14 protein-coding genes are annotated in these 17496 nt (G+C 64.0%); 8 read left to right on the forward strand and 6 right to left on the reverse strand.

Going from position 1 to position 17496, the window contains the following annotated elements; translation table 11 throughout:
* The first annotated feature begins 14 nt into the window (after nucleotides 1-14).
* Genes CIK75_RS05675 through rarD form a run of 3 tightly spaced genes read left to right on the forward strand, consistent with a single transcriptional unit; the run spans nucleotide 15 to nucleotide 6111 of the window.
* Entirely contained in the window at nucleotides 15-1076 is a 1062-nt protein-coding gene (locus tag CIK75_RS05675) for a hypothetical protein (protein WP_087000846.1), read from the forward strand.
* 3 nt (nucleotides 1077-1079) lie between these two features.
* A complete protein-coding gene (eccCa, locus tag CIK75_RS05680) occupies nucleotides 1080-5057 on the forward strand; it encodes a type VII secretion protein EccCa (RefSeq protein ID WP_087000844.1) in 3978 nt (1325 codons plus the stop codon).
* Nucleotides 5058-5103: 46 nt separating this feature from the next.
* Entirely contained in the window at nucleotides 5104-6111 is a 1008-nt protein-coding gene (rarD, locus tag CIK75_RS05685) for an EamA family transporter RarD (protein ID WP_087000843.1), read from the forward strand.
* Between the two features lie 27 nt (nucleotides 6112-6138).
* Here the strand turns inward: rarD and gabT are convergent, their stop codons facing one another.
* The 3 genes from gabT to CIK75_RS05700 all read right to left on the reverse strand — a co-directional run bounded on the left by gabT (nucleotide 6139) and on the right by CIK75_RS05700 (nucleotide 9410).
* A complete protein-coding gene (gene gabT, locus CIK75_RS05690) occupies nucleotides 6139-7521 on the reverse strand; it encodes a 4-aminobutyrate--2-oxoglutarate transaminase (RefSeq protein WP_087000860.1) in 1383 nt (460 codons plus the stop codon).
* Nucleotides 7522-7671: 150 nt separating this feature from the next.
* The gene (locus CIK75_RS05695; RefSeq protein ID WP_087000841.1) at nucleotides 7672-7812 is read right to left on the reverse strand and encodes a methionine/alanine import family NSS transporter small subunit; all 141 of its coding nucleotides are present in this window, start codon (nucleotides 7810-7812) and stop codon (nucleotides 7672-7674) included.
* Complete coding sequence (locus CIK75_RS05700; protein ID WP_087000839.1) at nucleotides 7809-9410, reverse strand: sodium-dependent transporter; 1602 nt, start codon at nucleotides 9408-9410, stop codon at nucleotides 7809-7811. The genes CIK75_RS05695 and CIK75_RS05700 overlap by 4 nt, the downstream gene beginning before the upstream one ends.
* A 120-nt stretch (nucleotides 9411-9530) precedes the next feature.
* On the opposite strand from CIK75_RS05700, the gene CIK75_RS05705 reads away from it, so the two are divergent.
* The 3 genes from CIK75_RS05705 to CIK75_RS05715 all read left to right on the forward strand — a co-directional run bounded on the left by CIK75_RS05705 (nucleotide 9531) and on the right by CIK75_RS05715 (nucleotide 11888).
* Nucleotides 9531-10937: a PucR family transcriptional regulator ligand-binding domain-containing protein gene (locus tag CIK75_RS05705; RefSeq protein ID WP_087000837.1), complete on the forward strand. Its 1407-nt coding sequence runs from the start codon at nucleotides 9531-9533 to the stop codon at nucleotides 10935-10937.
* Between the two features lie 25 nt (nucleotides 10938-10962).
* The gene (locus CIK75_RS05710) at nucleotides 10963-11397 is read left to right on the forward strand and encodes a hypothetical protein (protein ID WP_087000835.1); all 435 of its coding nucleotides are present in this window, start codon (nucleotides 10963-10965) and stop codon (nucleotides 11395-11397) included.
* Nucleotides 11398-11501: 104 nt separating this feature from the next.
* On the forward strand, nucleotides 11502-11888 hold the full coding sequence (locus CIK75_RS05715) for an HIT domain-containing protein (protein ID WP_342744408.1): 387 nt from the start codon (nucleotides 11502-11504) through the stop codon (nucleotides 11886-11888).
* A gap of 32 nt (nucleotides 11889-11920) precedes the next feature.
* Here the strand turns inward: CIK75_RS05715 and CIK75_RS05720 are convergent, their stop codons facing one another.
* The 3 genes from CIK75_RS05720 to CIK75_RS05730 are packed head-to-tail and all read right to left on the reverse strand — an operon-like array spanning nucleotide 11921 to nucleotide 15105.
* Nucleotides 11921-13018 carry a polyprenyl synthetase family protein gene (locus CIK75_RS05720; RefSeq protein ID WP_087000831.1) on the reverse strand — a complete coding sequence of 366 codons (1098 nt, stop codon included), beginning with the start codon at nucleotides 13016-13018 and terminating at the stop codon, nucleotides 11921-11923.
* 4 nt (nucleotides 13019-13022) lie between these two features.
* The gene (locus CIK75_RS05725; protein WP_342744407.1) at nucleotides 13023-14495 is read right to left on the reverse strand and encodes a geranylgeranyl reductase family protein; all 1473 of its coding nucleotides are present in this window, start codon (nucleotides 14493-14495) and stop codon (nucleotides 13023-13025) included.
* A complete protein-coding gene (locus CIK75_RS05730; protein WP_087000827.1) occupies nucleotides 14380-15105 on the reverse strand; it encodes a demethylmenaquinone methyltransferase in 726 nt (241 codons plus the stop codon). The genes CIK75_RS05725 and CIK75_RS05730 overlap by 116 nt, the downstream gene beginning before the upstream one ends.
* Nucleotides 15106-15175: 70 nt before the next feature.
* On the opposite strand from CIK75_RS05730, the gene CIK75_RS05735 reads away from it, so the two are divergent.
* Both CIK75_RS05735 and CIK75_RS05740 read left to right on the forward strand, forming a co-directional pair.
* A complete protein-coding gene (locus tag CIK75_RS05735) occupies nucleotides 15176-16531 on the forward strand; it encodes an isochorismate synthase (protein WP_241895309.1) in 1356 nt (451 codons plus the stop codon).
* Between the two features lie 139 nt (nucleotides 16532-16670).
* On the forward strand, nucleotides 16671-17480 hold the full coding sequence (locus CIK75_RS05740) for a basic amino acid ABC transporter substrate-binding protein (RefSeq protein WP_087000825.1): 810 nt from the start codon (nucleotides 16671-16673) through the stop codon (nucleotides 17478-17480).
* Nucleotides 17481-17496: the final 16 nt, after the last annotated feature.

The raw sequence follows: 17496 nt of genomic DNA on the forward strand, positions 1-17496 counted from the left end.
ACGGAGGACCTTCCATGACCGCATCTCAGCATCCCGGCCACCCGGCGGGCGAGCAACAACTCGACCCATGGGGGCAGCCACTCAATGATCCCTGGGCACCCACGCCGGATAGCCGACGGGGTGGCTCCGGAGGGGTTCCCGGCCCCTCCACACGGCGGGCCCGGCCCACCTCCGATACGTTGGGCGCACCGTTGGAGAACGACCGCCGCCGGCTATCCGGTGTCCGGGCCACCGGCGGATCCCTCCGGCGCATCCTCGGGATGTTGTTCGGTGGCAAACACCGCGCGACGGAAATTAGTCAATTCGCTGCCGGCGTGCAGGCCCCGGTCACCACCGGTCGACGGATCGCCGTGGTCTCGACGCGTGGCGGTGCAGGAAAAACGACGGCCGCCGCGCTCCTGGCCCGCACGTTCTCTGCCCTACGGACCGACAGCGTCTGCGTTCTGGACCTCGACCCGGGCCATGGAAGTCTCGCCCTGCGCCTAGGGATCGATGATGCCCTCGCACTAGACTCCATCGTCCCAGAACTCACCAACGGCGCCCAGCCCGGCGCCGCGCATCTGGCCGAGTTGCTTGCCCCGGCCGCCGACGGGCTTTACGCAACGGGGCCACGCTCAGGCTCACCGCAGCGGACTGCGGCTCCGCTGCTACGGGAAGCCGCGTCCACTGTCTCCCGGTATTTCCCCATCACGTTGCTTGACTGCCCCACCGGTCTGGAAGCTCCCGAAACCCAGGCCGCACTGGCTGACTGCCACGGGGCCCTCTTCGTGGTCCCGGCGACGCTCTCGGGCCTCGATGACGCTCTCACTGCCTTGTCCAGGTGGCGGATGAACCCGCTCCTCGCGCCAGTGCCCCTGACGGTGCTGGTGATGCAGCAGGACCATTCATCGGCGCTGCAAGCCCTCGACCAAGCGGGCCGGCTCTCCCGGCTCGGTTTCGATGCCCACGCCATCGGCTACGACCGGCATCTAGCCGCCGGTGCACGAGTCACGCTGCCATTGATGCTTCCGGCTCATCGGGAGGCAGGCACCGTCCTGGCCGCCCGCAACCTCGAACTGGCCAACGGGGTCCAGTAGCAGATGGCTCAGCGAATCATTCACCGCCCCGCGCGGACCTCGACACCGTTGCGTATTTTTCGTCCCTTCCTTCTTGACGGGCCCCCACCGGTCGAGGGCGAAGCACCCGGTCTGAACTTGATGTCTATCGTGCCCATGCTCGGCGGCGCGGTATCCATGACGGCCATGATGATGTTCCGTAACTCCCCCTTCGCGGCCATCGGAGCCATGATGATGATCGTGACCGTGGTGATCGCCATCTTCATGATGTTCTCCAACCGAGGTAAGGCCGTGCGGACCCGCACCCAACTGCGCGAGAACTACATGCGCTACTTGGAACGTTCCCGCGTGAAAATGCGTGCCGACGAGATCGAGGCGCTCGGGGTGGCCCGGCAAAGTGCCCCGCCACCCGAGGCTTTATTCGATATCGTGCGCACGCCCATGCGGCTCTGGGAGCGTCGCCGCGGAAACGAGGACTTCCTGGACGTTCGGCTCGGCTCGGGGGCCCGCCCTTGCCGGGATATCACGGTCAGCGAGGTTTCCGGCGCCACCCAGCAGACCGATTCCTTCATGGCCGCCGAAGCAGAAATCCTCAAACGCCGTTTTTCCACCAGTCCCGATATGCCGGTGACGGTACCCCTCGATTCGGTGGGGAACGTCAGCATCATCGGCGACCGCGAATTCGTCACCTCCACCACCCGGAACCTCCTGATTTCGGCCAGCGCGTTCCATTCCCCCGAAGATTTGGGTCTGGGCATCAGCACCCCCGAACATTTGAGGGACGACTGGCAGTGGGCCACGTGGTTGCCGCATCTGGCGGATCAAAGCCGAAGTTCGGGGGTGGAGTTGGAACGCCGGATCGCCCCCGACCTTGCGTCGTTGGCCGACGTCATGAATACCGATCTGCAACGCCGGGCCAAGATCGCCGTGGAAGCAAAAAAAGTGAATAGTCGGGCGGGGCAGGCCCTGGCACGACTCGTCGTGGTCTCGGATACCCATGGAACACAGGCACAAGAGCTCCCCTTGGCCGACCGGTTCCTCTCCCCCGGAGACCTCGGCCTCACGGTCCTGCACTTGGTGCACGATCGCAGCGAGGAACCCAGCGACATCACCATCAGGATCACCCAGACCGGCGAGGGATTCCAGGTCCAGGACTACCGCTCGGACTCGGTACATCCCGAAGTTTCCTTCGGGTCCTTGGACCCGCTATCCGTCGCAACAGCCGATGCGTTGGCCCATGAACTGTCCCCGCTGCGGCTTTCAGCCGATTCCTTGGAACATGGTGGTTCCGGACAAGGCGCCGAGAGCTTTTTGGGGATGCTCGGCCTCAGCTCGAATCTGGACCGTGCCGATATAGAACGCACCTGGAAACCGCGTGGCGACGCCGAGTTCCTTCGGATCCCCCTGGGACCAGACGACGCTGGCCGTCCCACGGTCCTAGATTTGAAGGAGTCCGCCCAGTTCGGCATGGGCCCACACGGGTTGTGTGTCGGGGCTACGGGTTCGGGAAAATCGGAGATGCTGCGTTCACTCGTCTTCGGATTGCTGGCCACTCACTCCCCCGACGTTCTGGCGATGGTCCTCGTGGACTTCAAAGGCGGTGCCACCTTCGCCCCCTTCGAGGGCGCTCCACAGGTCACGGGCATCATCACCAACCTCTCGGACGACCTTTCCCTGATCGAGCGCGTCTACGCCAGCCTCAACGGGGAAATTTTGCGTCGCCAGGAAGTCCTCAAGGCTGCGGGAAACATTGCCAACATCACCGACTACCAAGTTCACCGCAATGAGCGACTAGCCCGTGGCGAAGACATGGCACCCTTGCCGCATCTGGTGGTGATCATCGACGAGTTCGGTGAGCTGCTCACCGCCCGCCCGGATTTTATCGATCTGTTTCTGTCCATCGGGCGCATCGGCCGATCTATCGGCGTCCACCTTCTGTTGAGCAGCCAGCGCGTTGAATCGGGAAAGCTCAAGGGGCTGGAAACCTATCTGTCCTACCGATTGGGCCTGCGCACACTGTCCGAATCAGAATCGCGCACGGTGTTGGACAGCCCCGATGCCTTCCATTTGCCCCCGGTCCCCGGATACGGCTTCCTCAAGGTCGACACCACGGTCTATACGAGATTCAAGGCCGGCTACGTTTCCGGCCCGGTCGAGGACGTCAGGCAAGATGAGGCAGACGAGATGGCCCCTGCCGAGGTCGCCGATGTGCTCACGGTCCCCCGCTATGCGGGGGAGGAACCGGAAGGGGAAACGAGCACCACCCAGAAGAAGGACGTAGCTGCCAAACGCACCACCGGCCCCACCGTGATGTCCACGCTGATGGACACGTTGCGTTCGTTCCCGCGCTCGGTCCAAGAAATCTGGTTGCCTCCGCTGCCCGCCGCCGTCTCCTTGGATGCCGCAGCTGGCGGCGTCCATCCGGGCAAACATGGCCTTCAACTGGGTTCCGGAGGCGGGTTGCGCGTACCGATCGGCCTGCTCGACGACCCGGCCAAACAGTGGCAGGGTCTCTGGCATATCGATTTCACCTCAGGCGGCGGGAACCTGATGATCACCGGTGGCCCCCAGTCGGGGCGCAGCACGTTATTGAGGACCGTCGTGGCCTCCATGGCGTTGACTCACTCTCCCCATGAAGTCGGCATCTACTGCATCGACCTGCTCGGCTCCGCACTGCTACCCCTTGGCGGGCTGCCCCACGTCGGCGGCACGGCCATCCGTACCAACCGCGAAGTCGTCCGCCGCACCGTGGAGGAACTGGTAGGCATGCTCCTGGTCCGTGAACGAGTCTTCGAACACCACCAGATCGATTCCCTCACGACCATGCGCCGCATGCATGCCGATGGTCGGCTCCCCGAACTACCCAGCGCCGACATCTTCTTGGTGATCGACGGCTATGGGCAGATCGCCGACGACTTCGAAGAGATCCAGGAGAACGTCTTCGCGTTGATCATGCGCGGTGGAGGCTACGGCATCCATGTCGTGACCACCCTGAACCGCAATGCGGAACTTCGCATGGCGCAGCAGGGCTTCTTCGGCAACAAAATCGAGACCGCCCTCGCCGAACCGTCAGACTCGCAGATCGACCGGAAGGTCGCCCCCGGTGTCAATCCTGAGGCCCCCGGACGGGCGTTGTCGGACCGCAAGTTGATCGGCCATGTGGCGCTGCCCCGGATCGACGGAGTCGATGATCCCGAGGACCTCTCCGACGGCCTGAAAGACCTCGTGGCCCAAGTGGCCGAACACACCACCGAAACCGCCATGCAGGTCCGTGTTCTCCCGGCCAGCGTCGGCTGGGAACAGGCGCCCCCAACACCGGGCCAGGGACAGTTCCCACTGGGCCTGCGCGAAGTCGACCTCGGCAACCACGTCTTGGATCTGCAGTCCAAGGACCGGCACCTGATCATGCTCGGTGACGAAGAATCCGGCAAATCCAACATTCTGCGCAATGTCATCGCCACGCTGGTTGATCAGCACACCCCGGATGACCTGCTCTTCGGTGTCTACGATCCCCGCAAGGGACTCGACGACGTCGTACCCGACGACTATCTGGGTGGCTACGCCGGCAGCGCCATCGTCGGGGAACAGCTTTCCGCGGCTTTGGCAGCCGAGTTGGAGCTACGCAGCACGGGAGGTGACGATAACAACAAGCCCAGCAAGGCGAAACTGGTCGTCATCGCCGATGATTACGACGTGCTGACGGCCAGCGGTTCCTCCCCCTTGTCACGCCTCACCAAATACCTGCCCATGGCCGACGAACTTGATCTTCACGTCATTTTGACCCGCAAGGTCCGCAGCGCCAGCCGAGGCATGTATGAATCATTCTTTTCCACACTGCGCGACGCCGGAACGGCTGCGCTGATCATGAGCGGGGACCGATCCGAGGGCGGATTGATCAACAACATCCGTGCCCGGCCCCTGCCCGCGGGCCGCGGGCAGCTAGTCCAGACCGGGCGTCCGGTACAGACGGTACAGACCTACCTGAACCCCGACACGGAATAGTGTCGGAATGTGGAATAGGCCGGGGGCACCCCGGGTTGCCAAGAGTATGCCCCACGAAAGTACCCCCGAAGCCCCTGCACGCCCGGGGATGACCGGCACGACGACACGGCCGAGCCGTGCCGGGTTGGGCCAGGGGCTTGGCGCTTACGCGCTGTGGGGCCTGATGCCGTTGTACTTCATGACGATCGCGATCGCCTCCCCCACGGAGATCGTCGCCAACCGGATCGTGTTCAGTCTGGTCTTCTGTCTCCTGCTGATCACCTTCACCCGCAGTTGGAATGACCTGCGCGTGCTTTTGCACGACCGCCCGGCCCTGCGACGGCTCGCGCTCGCCGCGGTGCTGATCACGGCGAACTGGGTGACCTACGCTTTTGCCGTGCTCAACGGGCACGCGGTGGAGGCGTCACTGGGCTACTTCATCAACCCGTTGGTCTCCGCCGGCCTGGGAGTGGTCTTCCTGAAGGAACGGCTGACCCGGCTGCAATGGACGGCCCTGGGTTTCGGACTCGCTGCGGTACTGGTGCTGACCTTCGCCTACGGTTCGGTGCCGGTGATTGCGTTGACCCTGGCCTTCTCCTTCGGCCTGTACGGGTTCGTGAAGAATCGTGTGGGGCGCACCGCCACGGCCGTGACCAGCCTGACCGTCGAGACTGCCTTTCTGACGGTTCCTGCCCTGGTGTACTTGGGATGGCTGATGTCCCGGGATGAGTCGACGGTGCTCAGTAACGGCCCGGGACACTTCTGGCTCATGGCGGCCAGCGGCATCGTCACCGCGGTACCCCTGCTGCTCTTTGGCGGCGCGGCCCGCAGACTGCCGTTGAGCACCTTGGGAACCCTGCAATTCTTGAACCCGGTGATGCAGTTCATCATTGCCGTGGCGCTCTTCGGAGAGGCCATGCCTCCTGAACGGCTCGCCGGTTTCGCCCTCGTCTGGGTGGCCATCATCCTGGTGGCTGTCGACATGCTGCGCCGACCAGGTCCTCCCCGGATGGCGCGCCGCTCAGCAACTGCCACCGCGCTTAAGCAGGACGGCACCGGACCAGCCAACGGCTGATCCGGCGCCGAACGTCGCCTTGATCGCTCAGGCGTGCCGGCGAATGGCTTCTTCCAGAACATCGAATGCGTCGGCCAACAACTCGTCGGAAATGACCAGTGGCGGCAACAGGCGCACCACGTTGCCGTAGGTGCCGCAGGTCAGGATGATGACCCCTGCGGCCAGGCAATCAGCGGCGATCTTCCGGGTCACCTCGGCGTCGGGTTCCTTCCCTCCGGCCTTGACGAATTCGATGGCCAGCATGGCTCCACGGCCGCGCAGGTCCCCGATGGCAGGCACTTCATGCTGCAGTGGGCGCAGCCGGGTGTAGAAGGTCTCCTCGATGGCCCGGGCGCGGCTGTTGAGGTCCGCTTCGGCCATGTATTCCACGGCAGCCAACCCCGCGGCGACCGCCACCGGGTTGCCGCCGTAGGTTCCGCCAAGCCCTCCGGGGTGAACTGCATCGAGGAGTTCGGCCCGGCCGGTGACAGCCGAAAGCGGCAGGCCACCGGCGATGCCCTTGGCCAGGGTGACGATGTCGGGGACCACGGATTCGTGGTTCACCGCGAACCAGTCGCCGGTGCGGCAGAAACCGGACTGGACCTCATCAGCGATGAAGACGATGCCTTGTTCCTTCGCCCATTCGGCGATGCGCGGCAGGAATCCCGTGGCGGGGACGATGAAACCGCCCTCGCCTTGGATGGGCTCGATGATGATGGCGGCGATCTGGTCCCCACCGATCTGCTTTTCCATCGACAGGATCGCCCGTTCGGCGGCTTCCTTGCCGGAGATGTTCGGGTTTTCCTCACGGAAAGGGTAGCTCATCGGCATCCGGTAGATCTCCGAGGCCAACGGCCCGAATCCGCGCTTATAGGGAGCTGCCTTGGCGGTCAGGCCCATGGTGAGGTTGGTGCGGCCGTGATAGGCGTGGTCGAAGGCGACGACGGCGGTGCGTCCCGTGGCGACACGGGCGACCTTGACGGCGTTCTCCACGGCTTCTGCGCCGGAATTGAAGAACACACTCTTCTTGGCGTGCTCGCCAGGGGTGAGCTCGGCCAGCTTCTCCGCCAATTCCACGTACCCCTCGTAGGGGGTGACCATGAAGCAGGTGTGGTTGAAGCGTTCCGTCTGCTGGCTGACGGCGGCAGCGACCTTCGGGTTGGAGGCGCCCACGGTCGTCACCGCAATGCCGGAACCCAGGTCGATGAACGAGTTCCCGTCCACGTCAACGATGACCCCACCATCAGCGTCCGCGGCATAGACCGGCACTGAGGAGGCGACGCCGGCAGCAACGGTCGCGGCGCGACGTTCGGCCAGGGCCAGGGAGGCGGGGCCGGGGAACGCCCCGGTGATGTTGCGCTTTTGTTCGAGCCGGTATTCGATCTCCACGGCGGCTTCCTTCCATTGGGTACTGCGGTTGGGGCCTTGCATCGGCATTGAGCCTACGGTCAGCCGTCCAACGGACGCTAGGGTGCCTGGCACAGGGCTACCCGTGATGCGTTATGCATCCGCACAGCGCACAAACGGCGGTGCTCCCCATCCCTGGAAAGGGACGAGGAGCACCGCCGGTGAGGGAAGAGGCTAGAGCTCGGGCGCGATGTTCTCGGGCAGGTCGTCCTGGGGCTCCTCGGGGTGGCGGGAGAGGTTGATCAGCGCAAGCGCCAAACCGCCCCAGACCGTCACGATGGCAATGATCAGCATGGTGATCGCAATGGGTGTCATGGCTGGGTCTCCTTGTTTTTCGCGGCCGTATACGCATCCTCGTCGGCCTTGACTACGTCGTATTCCGGGTCGTTATTGGCCTTGGATTTCTTGCTCCAGGGAACGAGCGTCAGCAAGAGGGCGATGACGATCAGCGAACCGGCCATCCCCCATCCGAAGACTCCGTTAAACCAGGCAGGGTATCCGCTGTACTGTTCCGTGGCCTTGTCCTGCAGCTCGGAGATCAGGATGTAGCCGAGCACGATCGGCGTCAGGCCTCCGAGCAAGATCCGCCAGAGCCCACCCATTTTGAGGCTGGACGTGCGGTTGAGGTGCTCGTGCAGTGCCGGCAGCTTGGTCACCCCGACGGTCACCACGATGACCGCTGCCAAGGCCACCGCCATGATGCCGAAGCTATTGACGAAGGCGTCGGTGGTGTCCAGCAACTGCAACCCCGTGGTGGTGGGGAAGAGCACCAATGAAATCAAGGCGATGGGTACGGTCACCACCAGGGTGGAAGAAACACGCCCCCAAGCCAGCTTGTCCTGGATGGCCGCGACGATCACCTCGAGAATGGAAATCAGCGACGTGATGCCGGCGAAGACCAAGGCCCCGAAGAACAACACGCCCAGCACCGAACCGAAGGGTGCCTGCGAGACGATCGTCGGGAACGCCACGAAGGCCAGCCCGATGCCGCCGCTGACGACATCGTCGATCGCCACACTCTGGGCCTGCGCCATGAAGCCCAGCACGGCGAAGACGCCGATGCCCGCCAGCAGTTCGAAACCGGAGTTGGCGAAAGCCACCACTGAACCGGATCCGGTCAGGTCGGTTTTGCGTTTGAGGTAGGAGGAATAGGTGATCATGATGCCGAAGGCGATGGAAAGGGAGAAGAAGATCTGCCCGTAGGCTGCGGCCCAGACCCCGGGGTCCGCCAAGGCGCCCCAATTCGGGGTGAAGAAAGCGTTCAGTCCGTCCATGGCCCCGGGCAGGAACAATGCCTGCACGACCAGGATGACGAACATGACGACGAGCAGCGGCAGGAAGATGCTGTTGGCCTTCGAAATGCCCCGCCGGACACCCAGGACCATGATGGCGATGATCACGGCCCAGACGATGAACAGCGGGATCAATACCCCCGGTACGTAGTCGAAGCTCAGCCCGGGGACTTCTGCGACCTTCAGGAAGTCGCTGGAGAAGAAGGTGTCCGCGTCGTCGCCCCAGGCCTTGTTGAAGGAGAAGATCGTGTACATCGCCGCCCACGCGATGATGACCGCATAGTAGATGGCGATGACGAAGCAGATCAGCACCTGCCACCAGCCCAGCGGTTCGGCGGCACGGTGCATGCGCCGGTAGGCCAGCGGTGCTGAGCCGCGATATTTATGCCCCACCGCATAGTCCAGGAAGAGCAGTGGGATGCCTGCCGTCAGCAGGGCCACCAGATACGGGATCAGGAAGGCGCCGCCGCCGTTTTCGTAGGCAACGTAAGGGAAACGCCAAATATTGCCCAAGCCGACGGCGGAACCGATGGCCGAAATGATGAACAACTTGCGCGAGGAGAAAGTTTCTCGTTTATGGCTCTTGGCTGTCGCTGCCCCGGCCTGAGATGGAGTGGTCATGTCATACACCGTAAACTGCTGTTGCCCTCGTCACAATTACCTCGAGTCGCGTTCGTCATAACACCCAACGATCTCGGTACGCATAAGGCCAATGCACAATCACCGACTAGACTGGCAGACATGGCGATGACGCTTTCCGGACTGCTGTCCTCCCCCACCCTGAATCTGAGGCCTCTGACCGGCGTCGACGACGCCGAAGACCATCCCCTCTCTTGGGCCGCCGTCACCGAATTGGCGGACCCCACACCGTTCCTGGCCGGCGGAGAGGTCCTGCTCACCACCGGCGTCCGGCAGAAGACCGTTGCCTCCCAAACCGGCTTCGTCGACCATGCCGTCCACGCCGGGGTGGTGGCCCTGGGCTATGGGACGGGGCTGACCCACACCAAGGTTCCTGCGGCGGTCATCCGGCGTGCGGCGGAGGTGGGCCTGCCGCTCTTCGAGGTCCCCTATGAGACACCCTTCGTGGCCATCACCCGGATCCTGGCCGAAGCGCTGGCCGCCGAAAACGTGGCCCGGATGGAACGACTGTTGCAGGGTCACCAGCGACTGGCTTCAGCGCTCCTTGGCGGCGGCCTGCACCCACTACTGCGGGAACTAGGCCGGCAACTCCAGCGACCCGTTTCCCTCACCCAATATGGTGCCCGGATCCACGGCCCCTCCCCGGCTGCCGATGGCTGGCAGAGCATACCCGTTTCCACTGGGCTGCAAGATCGATGCACCCTGTTCCTGGAAGGACAGGAGGCTGGCGGGGGGCTCATCGAATACGCGCAGTCGTTGATCAGTGTCGAACTGGCCGGGCGGGCTCGGCTTCGTGAATCCCACCGGACCACCAGCGGGCAGGTGCTCACGGACCTGACCCGTGGAACGGTCGAGGGCCAGGATGCCGCCCTGCGCCTGCAAGCAATCGGCATCGCTCCCCATGCCGCCCACACCATCCTGCTGGTTGAAGCTGTCAGACCGCGCAGCCGGGCCTTATCCACCTTGCCGCTGCCGCCCGGACGGGAGAAGGGCGTCTCGGCCATGGTCGAGGACCGGCTCGCAGTGGTGCTCGAAGCCGGGGACGGCGAAGCCGCTGCCACGGAGTTTGCCGCTTACCTCTCCGGTGCCGGCATCCCTGCCAGGGTCTCCTACGGAGGTTCCTACGCCCAGGTGACGGGTCTGCGCTGGAGCTACTTCGAAGCCATCGAGGCGCTCCGTCATGGGGCCCGGATCAACCACCCCTCAAGAATTTCGTTGACGTCGCTCCTCTTGGCAGCCCATGACGTGCCCCTGCAGGCCCTTGCGGCCGAGGCCCTGGAACCGTTGACTGATTTCGATGCAGCGCACGGCTCCGACCTGATGCTCACCCTGCGGCGGTTCCTGGAGCTCAACGGCAGCGTCGGCACGGTCGCCGAAGCACTGGGTCTGCACCGAAACACCGTCAGGTACCGGCTGCAACAGATCGCCGACCTCAGTGGTTATGACCCGTCGAACACCCCGGACCGGGTCCAGTTGTGGCTGGCGCTTTCGGCCCGCGACGTCTACTGACTCCCGGGACCGATAGTATTTAGGCATGGCTGAAATGTTCGTGGAGAAGTTCCGTTCCCTGATTCCCAAATATCTTGATGACCAGTGGGTTTCACAGGATGGGTTGACCTCCGAAGAGCTCGGGGACGAGCTCTCCGAGGCCGGCGTCGAGATCCCCCAGGTGCTCCAGGAGTTTTATTTGGCGGTCGGCGCTTGCGATGACCTCATGGAGGCCTATTACTTCTTCTTCGACCCGGATGAGCTGGAGATCGAGGACGGCTATTTGCTGTTCATGGAAGATGAGGATGAACAACATGTCTGGGGTTTCCGCGCCGACCAGTTGGACATCCCGGATCCGATCGTCCACCGCCGTCGTAATTCCAATGGATCGTGGGACAGCGAGGAGGGGACCTTCAGCGAATACGTACTCGACATGTTCGAGTGGGTCTTCGAGGAGCTGGAACCCGAACTGGAGGTCTAGCACACGTGCCGGCGCACCCCTATGGAAGTCATGAGCCGCCCGGGTACAACTGCCCCTTCTGCGAGCTACTGGCCGGAGGACCGCTGTCGGAAGACAACCTGTGTGTGCCAACCGACCTGGTGTACAGCGACCCGACCGTCGCCGTCATCATGGCCTGCGATGGATTCGGTGACTACGGCGGGCATGCCATGGTCATTCCGGCCGCCCATCTGGAGTCCCTCTACGATCTGGGCGATAGCGTCGCTGCAGCGATCATGATCATGACGCGCAAACTCGCTTTGGCCATGAAACTGGCGTGGAATCCGGAGGGCACCTCGACCCGTCAACATAATGAGCCGGCCGGAAACCAACATGTCTGGCACTACCACCAACACGTTTTTCCGCGCTATTGGGACGATAACCTCTACCGCCAGCTACGCCATCGGGTACCCGCTGATATCAGGGCCCGCAAGGCCACCGAGTTGTCGGCAGCCCTCGCCGAACTCGGCTGAGCCCCACCTGCGGTGCGAGCCAGCCCGCGCAGTTAGTTCTCCCGCGAGACCACAGCCTCGGCAAAGGCCGCCAGCGAGGACTTCACCGGCCCTTCGGGCAAGGGAGCCAGCGCCGCAATGGCGTCGGCAGACCATTGGCGGGCCACCGCCCAAGACTTCTGGGTGACGTCATGGGCCGCTAGTGCCGCCACGGTGCGGGCCAGGTCCTCGTCACTGGACAGATCGCCGTCGACGAGCGTCAATACCTCGGTCGCGGACCTGTCCCCCGCAGCTGCGGCTTCACGCAGGAGCAGCACCGGAAGGGTGGGGACGCCTTCTCGCAGATCGGTTCCGGGGGTTTTACCCGAAGCCACCTGGGCCCCGGTGACGTCAATGACATCATCGGCCAGCTGGAAGGCCACCCCCACCTTCTCGCCATAGTCACGCATGACCTCAACATGTTCGGCTGCCCCGCCGAACAGCGCGCCAAAGACGCCCGAGGTGGAAATCAGCGATGCCGTCTTATCCCCGATCACGTCGAGGTAGTGCGCCACCGGATCCTCCCCCTCACGGGGACCGACCGTTTCGTGCAATTGCCCCAGGCAGAGCCGCTCGAACGTCTTGGCCTGCAGTTCCACGGCCTGGGGCCCGAGTTCGGAGCCGATGACCGATGCCCGGGCGAAGATCAAGTCACCGGTGAGGATGGCCGTTGAATTGCCCCAAACCTCGTGGGCGGTGGGGGCCCCGCGCCGGTAGGAGGCCGAGTCCATCACATCGTCATGGTAGAGCGTGGCCAGATGGGTGAGTTCGACGATGGCAGCCGCCTTGATGGTCTCAGCCGTGACTCCTTCACCCAGCAGTGACGTCAGGATGACCAGCAGTGGGCGGACACGCTTGCCGCCGGCTTCGACCAGGTGACGGCTCGTGGCGTCGATGAGCGGATCGGAATTAGCGACGGCGGCGCGCAGCACCTTCTCGACCTTGGCCATGCCCTGGGAAATGGCGGGGCCGAATTCTTCGTCCTCGGCGACGGCTCGGAATCCCGGCGGCAGGTTGATGCCGGCGGCGATGGCCGAGGTTTCCGCGAACAGGTCAACGGATTCGGGCACACCGTGTCCGGCGGTCGTCCAGTTGGTCGGGGAATCATTCACGGTTCTAGGACCTGCTTGTCATCTGGGTGGGTCGTTTCTCGGGCCGTGCCCTGGGAGCCTGCCGGTTTTCGGTGGGCGGGGCCAGCCGTTCCAGCACATGGATCACTCTATCCTCAAAAGCGCGTCCACCCTCGTCGGTGAGATTGGCGAGCATCCTGACGACGAACCGCATCAGCGCCGGGGTGCTCATGCCGGTGCGCAACGCCAGCTTCATGATCTTCGGGTTGCCAATGAGGCGGGCAAACAGGCGACCGAGGGTGAAATGGCTGCCCCAGGCGTTCCGCACCATGTCGGGGTAGGAAGCCAGCAGTGCCTCCCGAGCTCCCGGTGTCGTACCGTGCAGACCCGAATGGGCGTCGATCACCAGTTCGGCGGCCATGCGCGCCGATTCCATCGCATAGCTGATTCCTTCTCCGTTGAAGGGCGAGACCATGCCTCCGGCATCGCCGAGCAGCATCAGTCCCGGGGTGTAGTGCGGGGTGCGGTTGAACCCCATCGGTAGGGCGGCCCCGCGAATGGGTCCGACCTGATTCTCCTCGGTGAATCCCCATTCTCCAGGCATGCCTGCCGTCCAATCACGCAGCACCTGGCGGTAGTCCATCTTGCCAAACTCGCGGGTGGAGTTCAGGATGCCCAATCCGACGTTGGAGGTTCCGTCGCCGACCCCAAAGACCCAGCCATAGCCGGGCAGCGGGCGCCCCGACTTATCCGGTAGTTCGAGCCAGCCTTCCATCCAGTCGTCATCGTGTCGTGGGGAAGTGAAATACGTTCTGTAGGCCACGCCCATCGGACGGTCATCGCGCTTATGCAGTCCGCTACTGACCGCAGTACGTGTTGAGTTCCCGTCGGCGGCCAGGACGATATCGGCGTGGAATTCACGGGTCTGGCCCGTTTTGCGGCCCCGCTCGTCCAAGATGTTCGCGCTGACGCCGGTGACACGGCCCGTCACGTCCCGGACCACGTCGGAAACGCCGTGGCGTTCCAGCACCCGGGCGCCACCGGCCTGAGCGTGACGGGCGAGTGTTTCGTCGAATCCTTCGCGGGTACGGATCAGTCCGTAGTCGGGGAAGTCGCTGAGTTCGGGCCAGGGGATCTCCAATGAACGTCCACCCGCGACCAAGCGCAGCCCCTGGTTCCGGCGCCAGATGCCCGTCTCGGAATGGTCGACTCCGAGACGGGCGAGTTCGCGCACGGCGCGCGGGGTCAGGGCATCCCCGCAGACCTTCTCCCGGGGGAAGGCGGTCTTCTCTAAGACCGTCACCTCGATGCCGGCACGGGCCAGATAGCTGGCTGCGGTCGAGCCGGCAGGCCCGGCCCCGACGATCAATACAGACACGGGTGTTCCTTTGTCGACAAAGTGGCTAGCCGGCCGGACGGGCGGCGGACTGGGGGGCCACCGGTTTGGTGGCCCGGTGCACGGCGACGATGCCGCCGCTGAGATTGCGGTACCTGCAGTTTTCCCACCCGGTTTCGGCAACCCAGCCGGCCAGGCCTTCCTGGTTCGGCCAGGCACGGATCGATTCCGCGAGATACACGTAGGCGGCGGGGTTGGAGGTGACCTTCCGGGCCACGGTCGGCAACGCCCGCATCAGGTATTCGGTGTAGACGGTCCTGAAAGGCGCGAAGGTGGGATGGGAGAACTCGCACAGCACCAGGCGCCCGCCCGGTTTGGTCACGCGCAGCATCTCGGCCAGCGCCTTCTGGGGATCGCTGACGTTGCGGAGGCCGAAGCTGATGGTCACTGCGTCGAAGCTATGATCGGCGAATGGCAGATTCATCGCGTCCCCTGCCACGAAATCGATATCCGGGCGGCGCCGTTTACCGACCTCGAGCATGCCCAACGAGAAGTCGCAGGCCACAACTTCGATCCCGGCATCGGCGTAGGGTTCCGAAGACGTCCCGGTTCCTGCCGCCAGATCCAGCACTCGCTGACCGGGCTGGGCCCCAACGGCGTCCACGACGATCTTGCGCCACAGCCGCGCCTGCCCCAAGGAGAGAATGTCATTGGCCAAGTCATAACGCGGTGCAACGTCATCGAACATGGCTTGGACTTCTTCTGGACGTTTTTCCAGCGATGCACGACTCATGTTCTCAGTATCTCAAAATTCGACGTCAGGGCGAAAAGCGCCCCACGGCCGCGGGTAGGCTGGAGCCATCATGAACATTGATCTTCCCGGCTCCGTCGCGCCGGAAACCGGTAGCGCGCAGATGCAGGACGCACCCGCGCCCCGGCTGCGCAGTATCACCATCCCCCGCGCCCCCGGGCAGGAAAGCTCGCTGCTGGACCTGCTCGTCCGCGACGATTCCCTCGTCTGGGGCCGGCGTGGCGAGGGCCTGGTCGGTTTCGGGGAAGCGGTCCGCTTCGTCGCCGACGGGCCGGATCGCTTCCGCAGGCTCCGGCGGTGGTGGGCCGACGTCTCGACCGCCGCTGAGGTCCAGGACGACGTCGACCAGCCGGGAACCGGGCCGGTCGCCTTTTCCTCCATCGCCTTCTCGGGCACCAGCGCCCATGCTTCACGGCTGATCGTCCCGCGCGTGCTGGTGGGGCGATCCGGGGATCACGGTTGGTTGACCCTGATCACCGACGACCCCGAGGCCGAACTCAGTGCTGCCACGGCCGAGGCCGAACTGGCTGGACTACTCGAGGAGACCTCCATCGAGCGCGACCTCAGCCCCGGCAGTGACCAGCTGGTCCCCGGCAGGGTTTCGGAGGACCAATATGAGGAGTCGGTGCGTGCCGGTGTCCGGGCCATTGCTGCCGGAGAACTCACCAAACTCGTCCTCGCCCGGGATGCCGTGGCCGAACTGGGCTCTCCGCTGGCCGTTTCCCAGGTGCTGCGGGAGTTGGCCCTTCGCTATGCCGATTGCTGGACCTATTCGGTCGACGGACTGATCGGTTCAACCCCCGAGATGCTGGTGAAGGTCTCCGGGAACACCGCACGGGCCCGGGTCCTCGCCGGAACCCTGGACCGGGCCACGGCACCGGCCGGTGACGACGGGTACGCCGAGCGGATGCTCTCGGGGAACGAGAAGCAACGCCACGAACACCGGTTGGCCATTGATTCGTTGACGCTGGAGCTGGGACCGCTGGTCACCGGGATGGTCTCCCCCGAGGAGCCCTTTGTCCTGGAACTACCCAACGTCTGGCATCTGGCCTCAGATGTCGAAGCGCAGTTGCGTGTCCACGACGATGGGACCTCACCGTCGGCCCTGGATCTGGCAGAGGTCCTGCACCCGACTGCGGCGGTTTGCGGCACACCGACGGCGACGGCCGCTGACCTCATTCTTCGGTTGGAGAAGATGGACCGCGGCCCTTACGCAGGACCTGTCGGGTGGGTCGATGCCATGGGCAACGGGGAGTTCGGCATCGCCTTGCGGGGTGGAGTCATCGAATCCCCGACGAGCGTGCGCCTCTATGCCGGTTGTGGCATTGTGGCCGCCTCGGATCCGGCCGCCGAGTTGGCCGAGTCGTGGGCGAAAATGCGCCCCATGCGTGAAGCGCTCAATTTGTAATCTTTTTGTCACCAAAACAACTTGTTTACTGGAGCGACACCACTGTAGCTTGTGATGAACATCTCATTCAGCCCATTCCCGGGCTACACTGGCCATCCCGGCGAGGATGTCCGTCGGTTCACTCGAGAAGGACACTTACATGCGGATTCACTCCAGCTTCACTAAAGCTCTGGCCGTTTCGGCCGTTGCCTTGATGTCATTGACGGCTTGCGGCGGCTCGGACGGCGGAAGCGAAACGTCCGCCTCGGCTGGCGGCGATGATCTGGGACTGGTGACCGCGGGCACCCTGACGGTCTGCTCGGACATCCCCTATAAGCCCTTCGAATATGAGGAAAACGGTGAATACACCGGCTTCGACATGGACATGGTGGGCGAGATCGCCAAGGCCATGGACCTGAAGCTGGCCATCAAGGACGTCGGCTTCGACGGTCTGCAGTCCGGCGTCGTGCTCGCCTCGGGACAGTGCGATATGGGGGCCAGTGCCATGACGATCACCCCGGAGCGCGAGAAGAAGCTCGCCTTCACCGATGGCTACTACGACTCCGAACAGTCGCTGCTGGTGCCCAAGGGCTCGGATATCAAGTCCATCGATGATCTGGCCGGCAAGAAGGTGGGCGTCCAGCAGGGCACCACGGGCGAGAAGTACACCCGCGAGAACGCACCCAAGGACGCGAAGATCAAGGCCTATCCCTCGGACGCCGAGATCTTCCCGGCCTTGCAGTCCAAGGGTGTGGACGCGGTGTTGCAGGACCTCCCGGTCAACCTCGAGCACACTCAGGGCGATAAATTCGAGATCGTCGCGAAGTTCAAGACGGACGAGCAGTATGGCTTCGCCGTGAAGAAGGATGGCGGCGAGGCCCTGCTCAAGGAGCTCGACGCCAAGCTCGCCGAGCTCAGGGACAACGGCAAGTACGACGAGCTCTACGACAAGTACTTCTCCACGAAGTAGTAGTAGCCCAGACGGG

Source organism: Glutamicibacter sp. BW78 (assembly GCF_002332245.1).
GTDB lineage: Bacteria > Actinomycetota > Actinomycetes > Actinomycetales > Micrococcaceae > Arthrobacter_H > Arthrobacter_H rhombi_A.

Bases quoted from the DNA above. Each gene is read 5' to 3' on its own strand.
- CIK75_RS05675 (WP_087000846.1), top strand. From the start codon at position 15: ATGACCGCATCTCAGCATCCCGGCCACCCGGCGGGCGAGCAACAACTC.
- CIK75_RS05700 (WP_087000839.1), bottom strand. From the start codon at position 9,410: ATGACCACTCCATCTCAGGCCGGGGCAGCGACAGCCAAGAGCCATAAA.
- eccCa (WP_087000844.1), top strand. From the start codon at position 1,080: ATGGCTCAGCGAATCATTCACCGCCCCGCGCGGACCTCGACACCGTTG.
- CIK75_RS05740 (WP_087000825.1), top strand. From the start codon at position 16,671: ATGCGGATTCACTCCAGCTTCACTAAAGCTCTGGCCGTTTCGGCCGTT.
- CIK75_RS05695 (WP_087000841.1), bottom strand. From the start codon at position 7,812: ATGACACCCATTGCGATCACCATGCTGATCATTGCCATCGTGACGGTC.
- CIK75_RS05735 (WP_241895309.1), top strand. From the start codon at position 15,176: ATGAACATTGATCTTCCCGGCTCCGTCGCGCCGGAAACCGGTAGCGCG.
- CIK75_RS05710 (WP_087000835.1), top strand. From the start codon at position 10,963: ATGGCTGAAATGTTCGTGGAGAAGTTCCGTTCCCTGATTCCCAAATAT.
- rarD (WP_087000843.1), top strand. From the start codon at position 5,104: ATGCCCCACGAAAGTACCCCCGAAGCCCCTGCACGCCCGGGGATGACC.
- CIK75_RS05730 (WP_087000827.1), bottom strand. From the start codon at position 15,105: ATGAGTCGTGCATCGCTGGAAAAACGTCCAGAAGAAGTCCAAGCCATG.
- CIK75_RS05705 (WP_087000837.1), top strand. From the start codon at position 9,531: ATGGCGATGACGCTTTCCGGACTGCTGTCCTCCCCCACCCTGAATCTG.
- gabT (WP_087000860.1), bottom strand. From the start codon at position 7,521: ATGCAAGGCCCCAACCGCAGTACCCAATGGAAGGAAGCCGCCGTGGAG.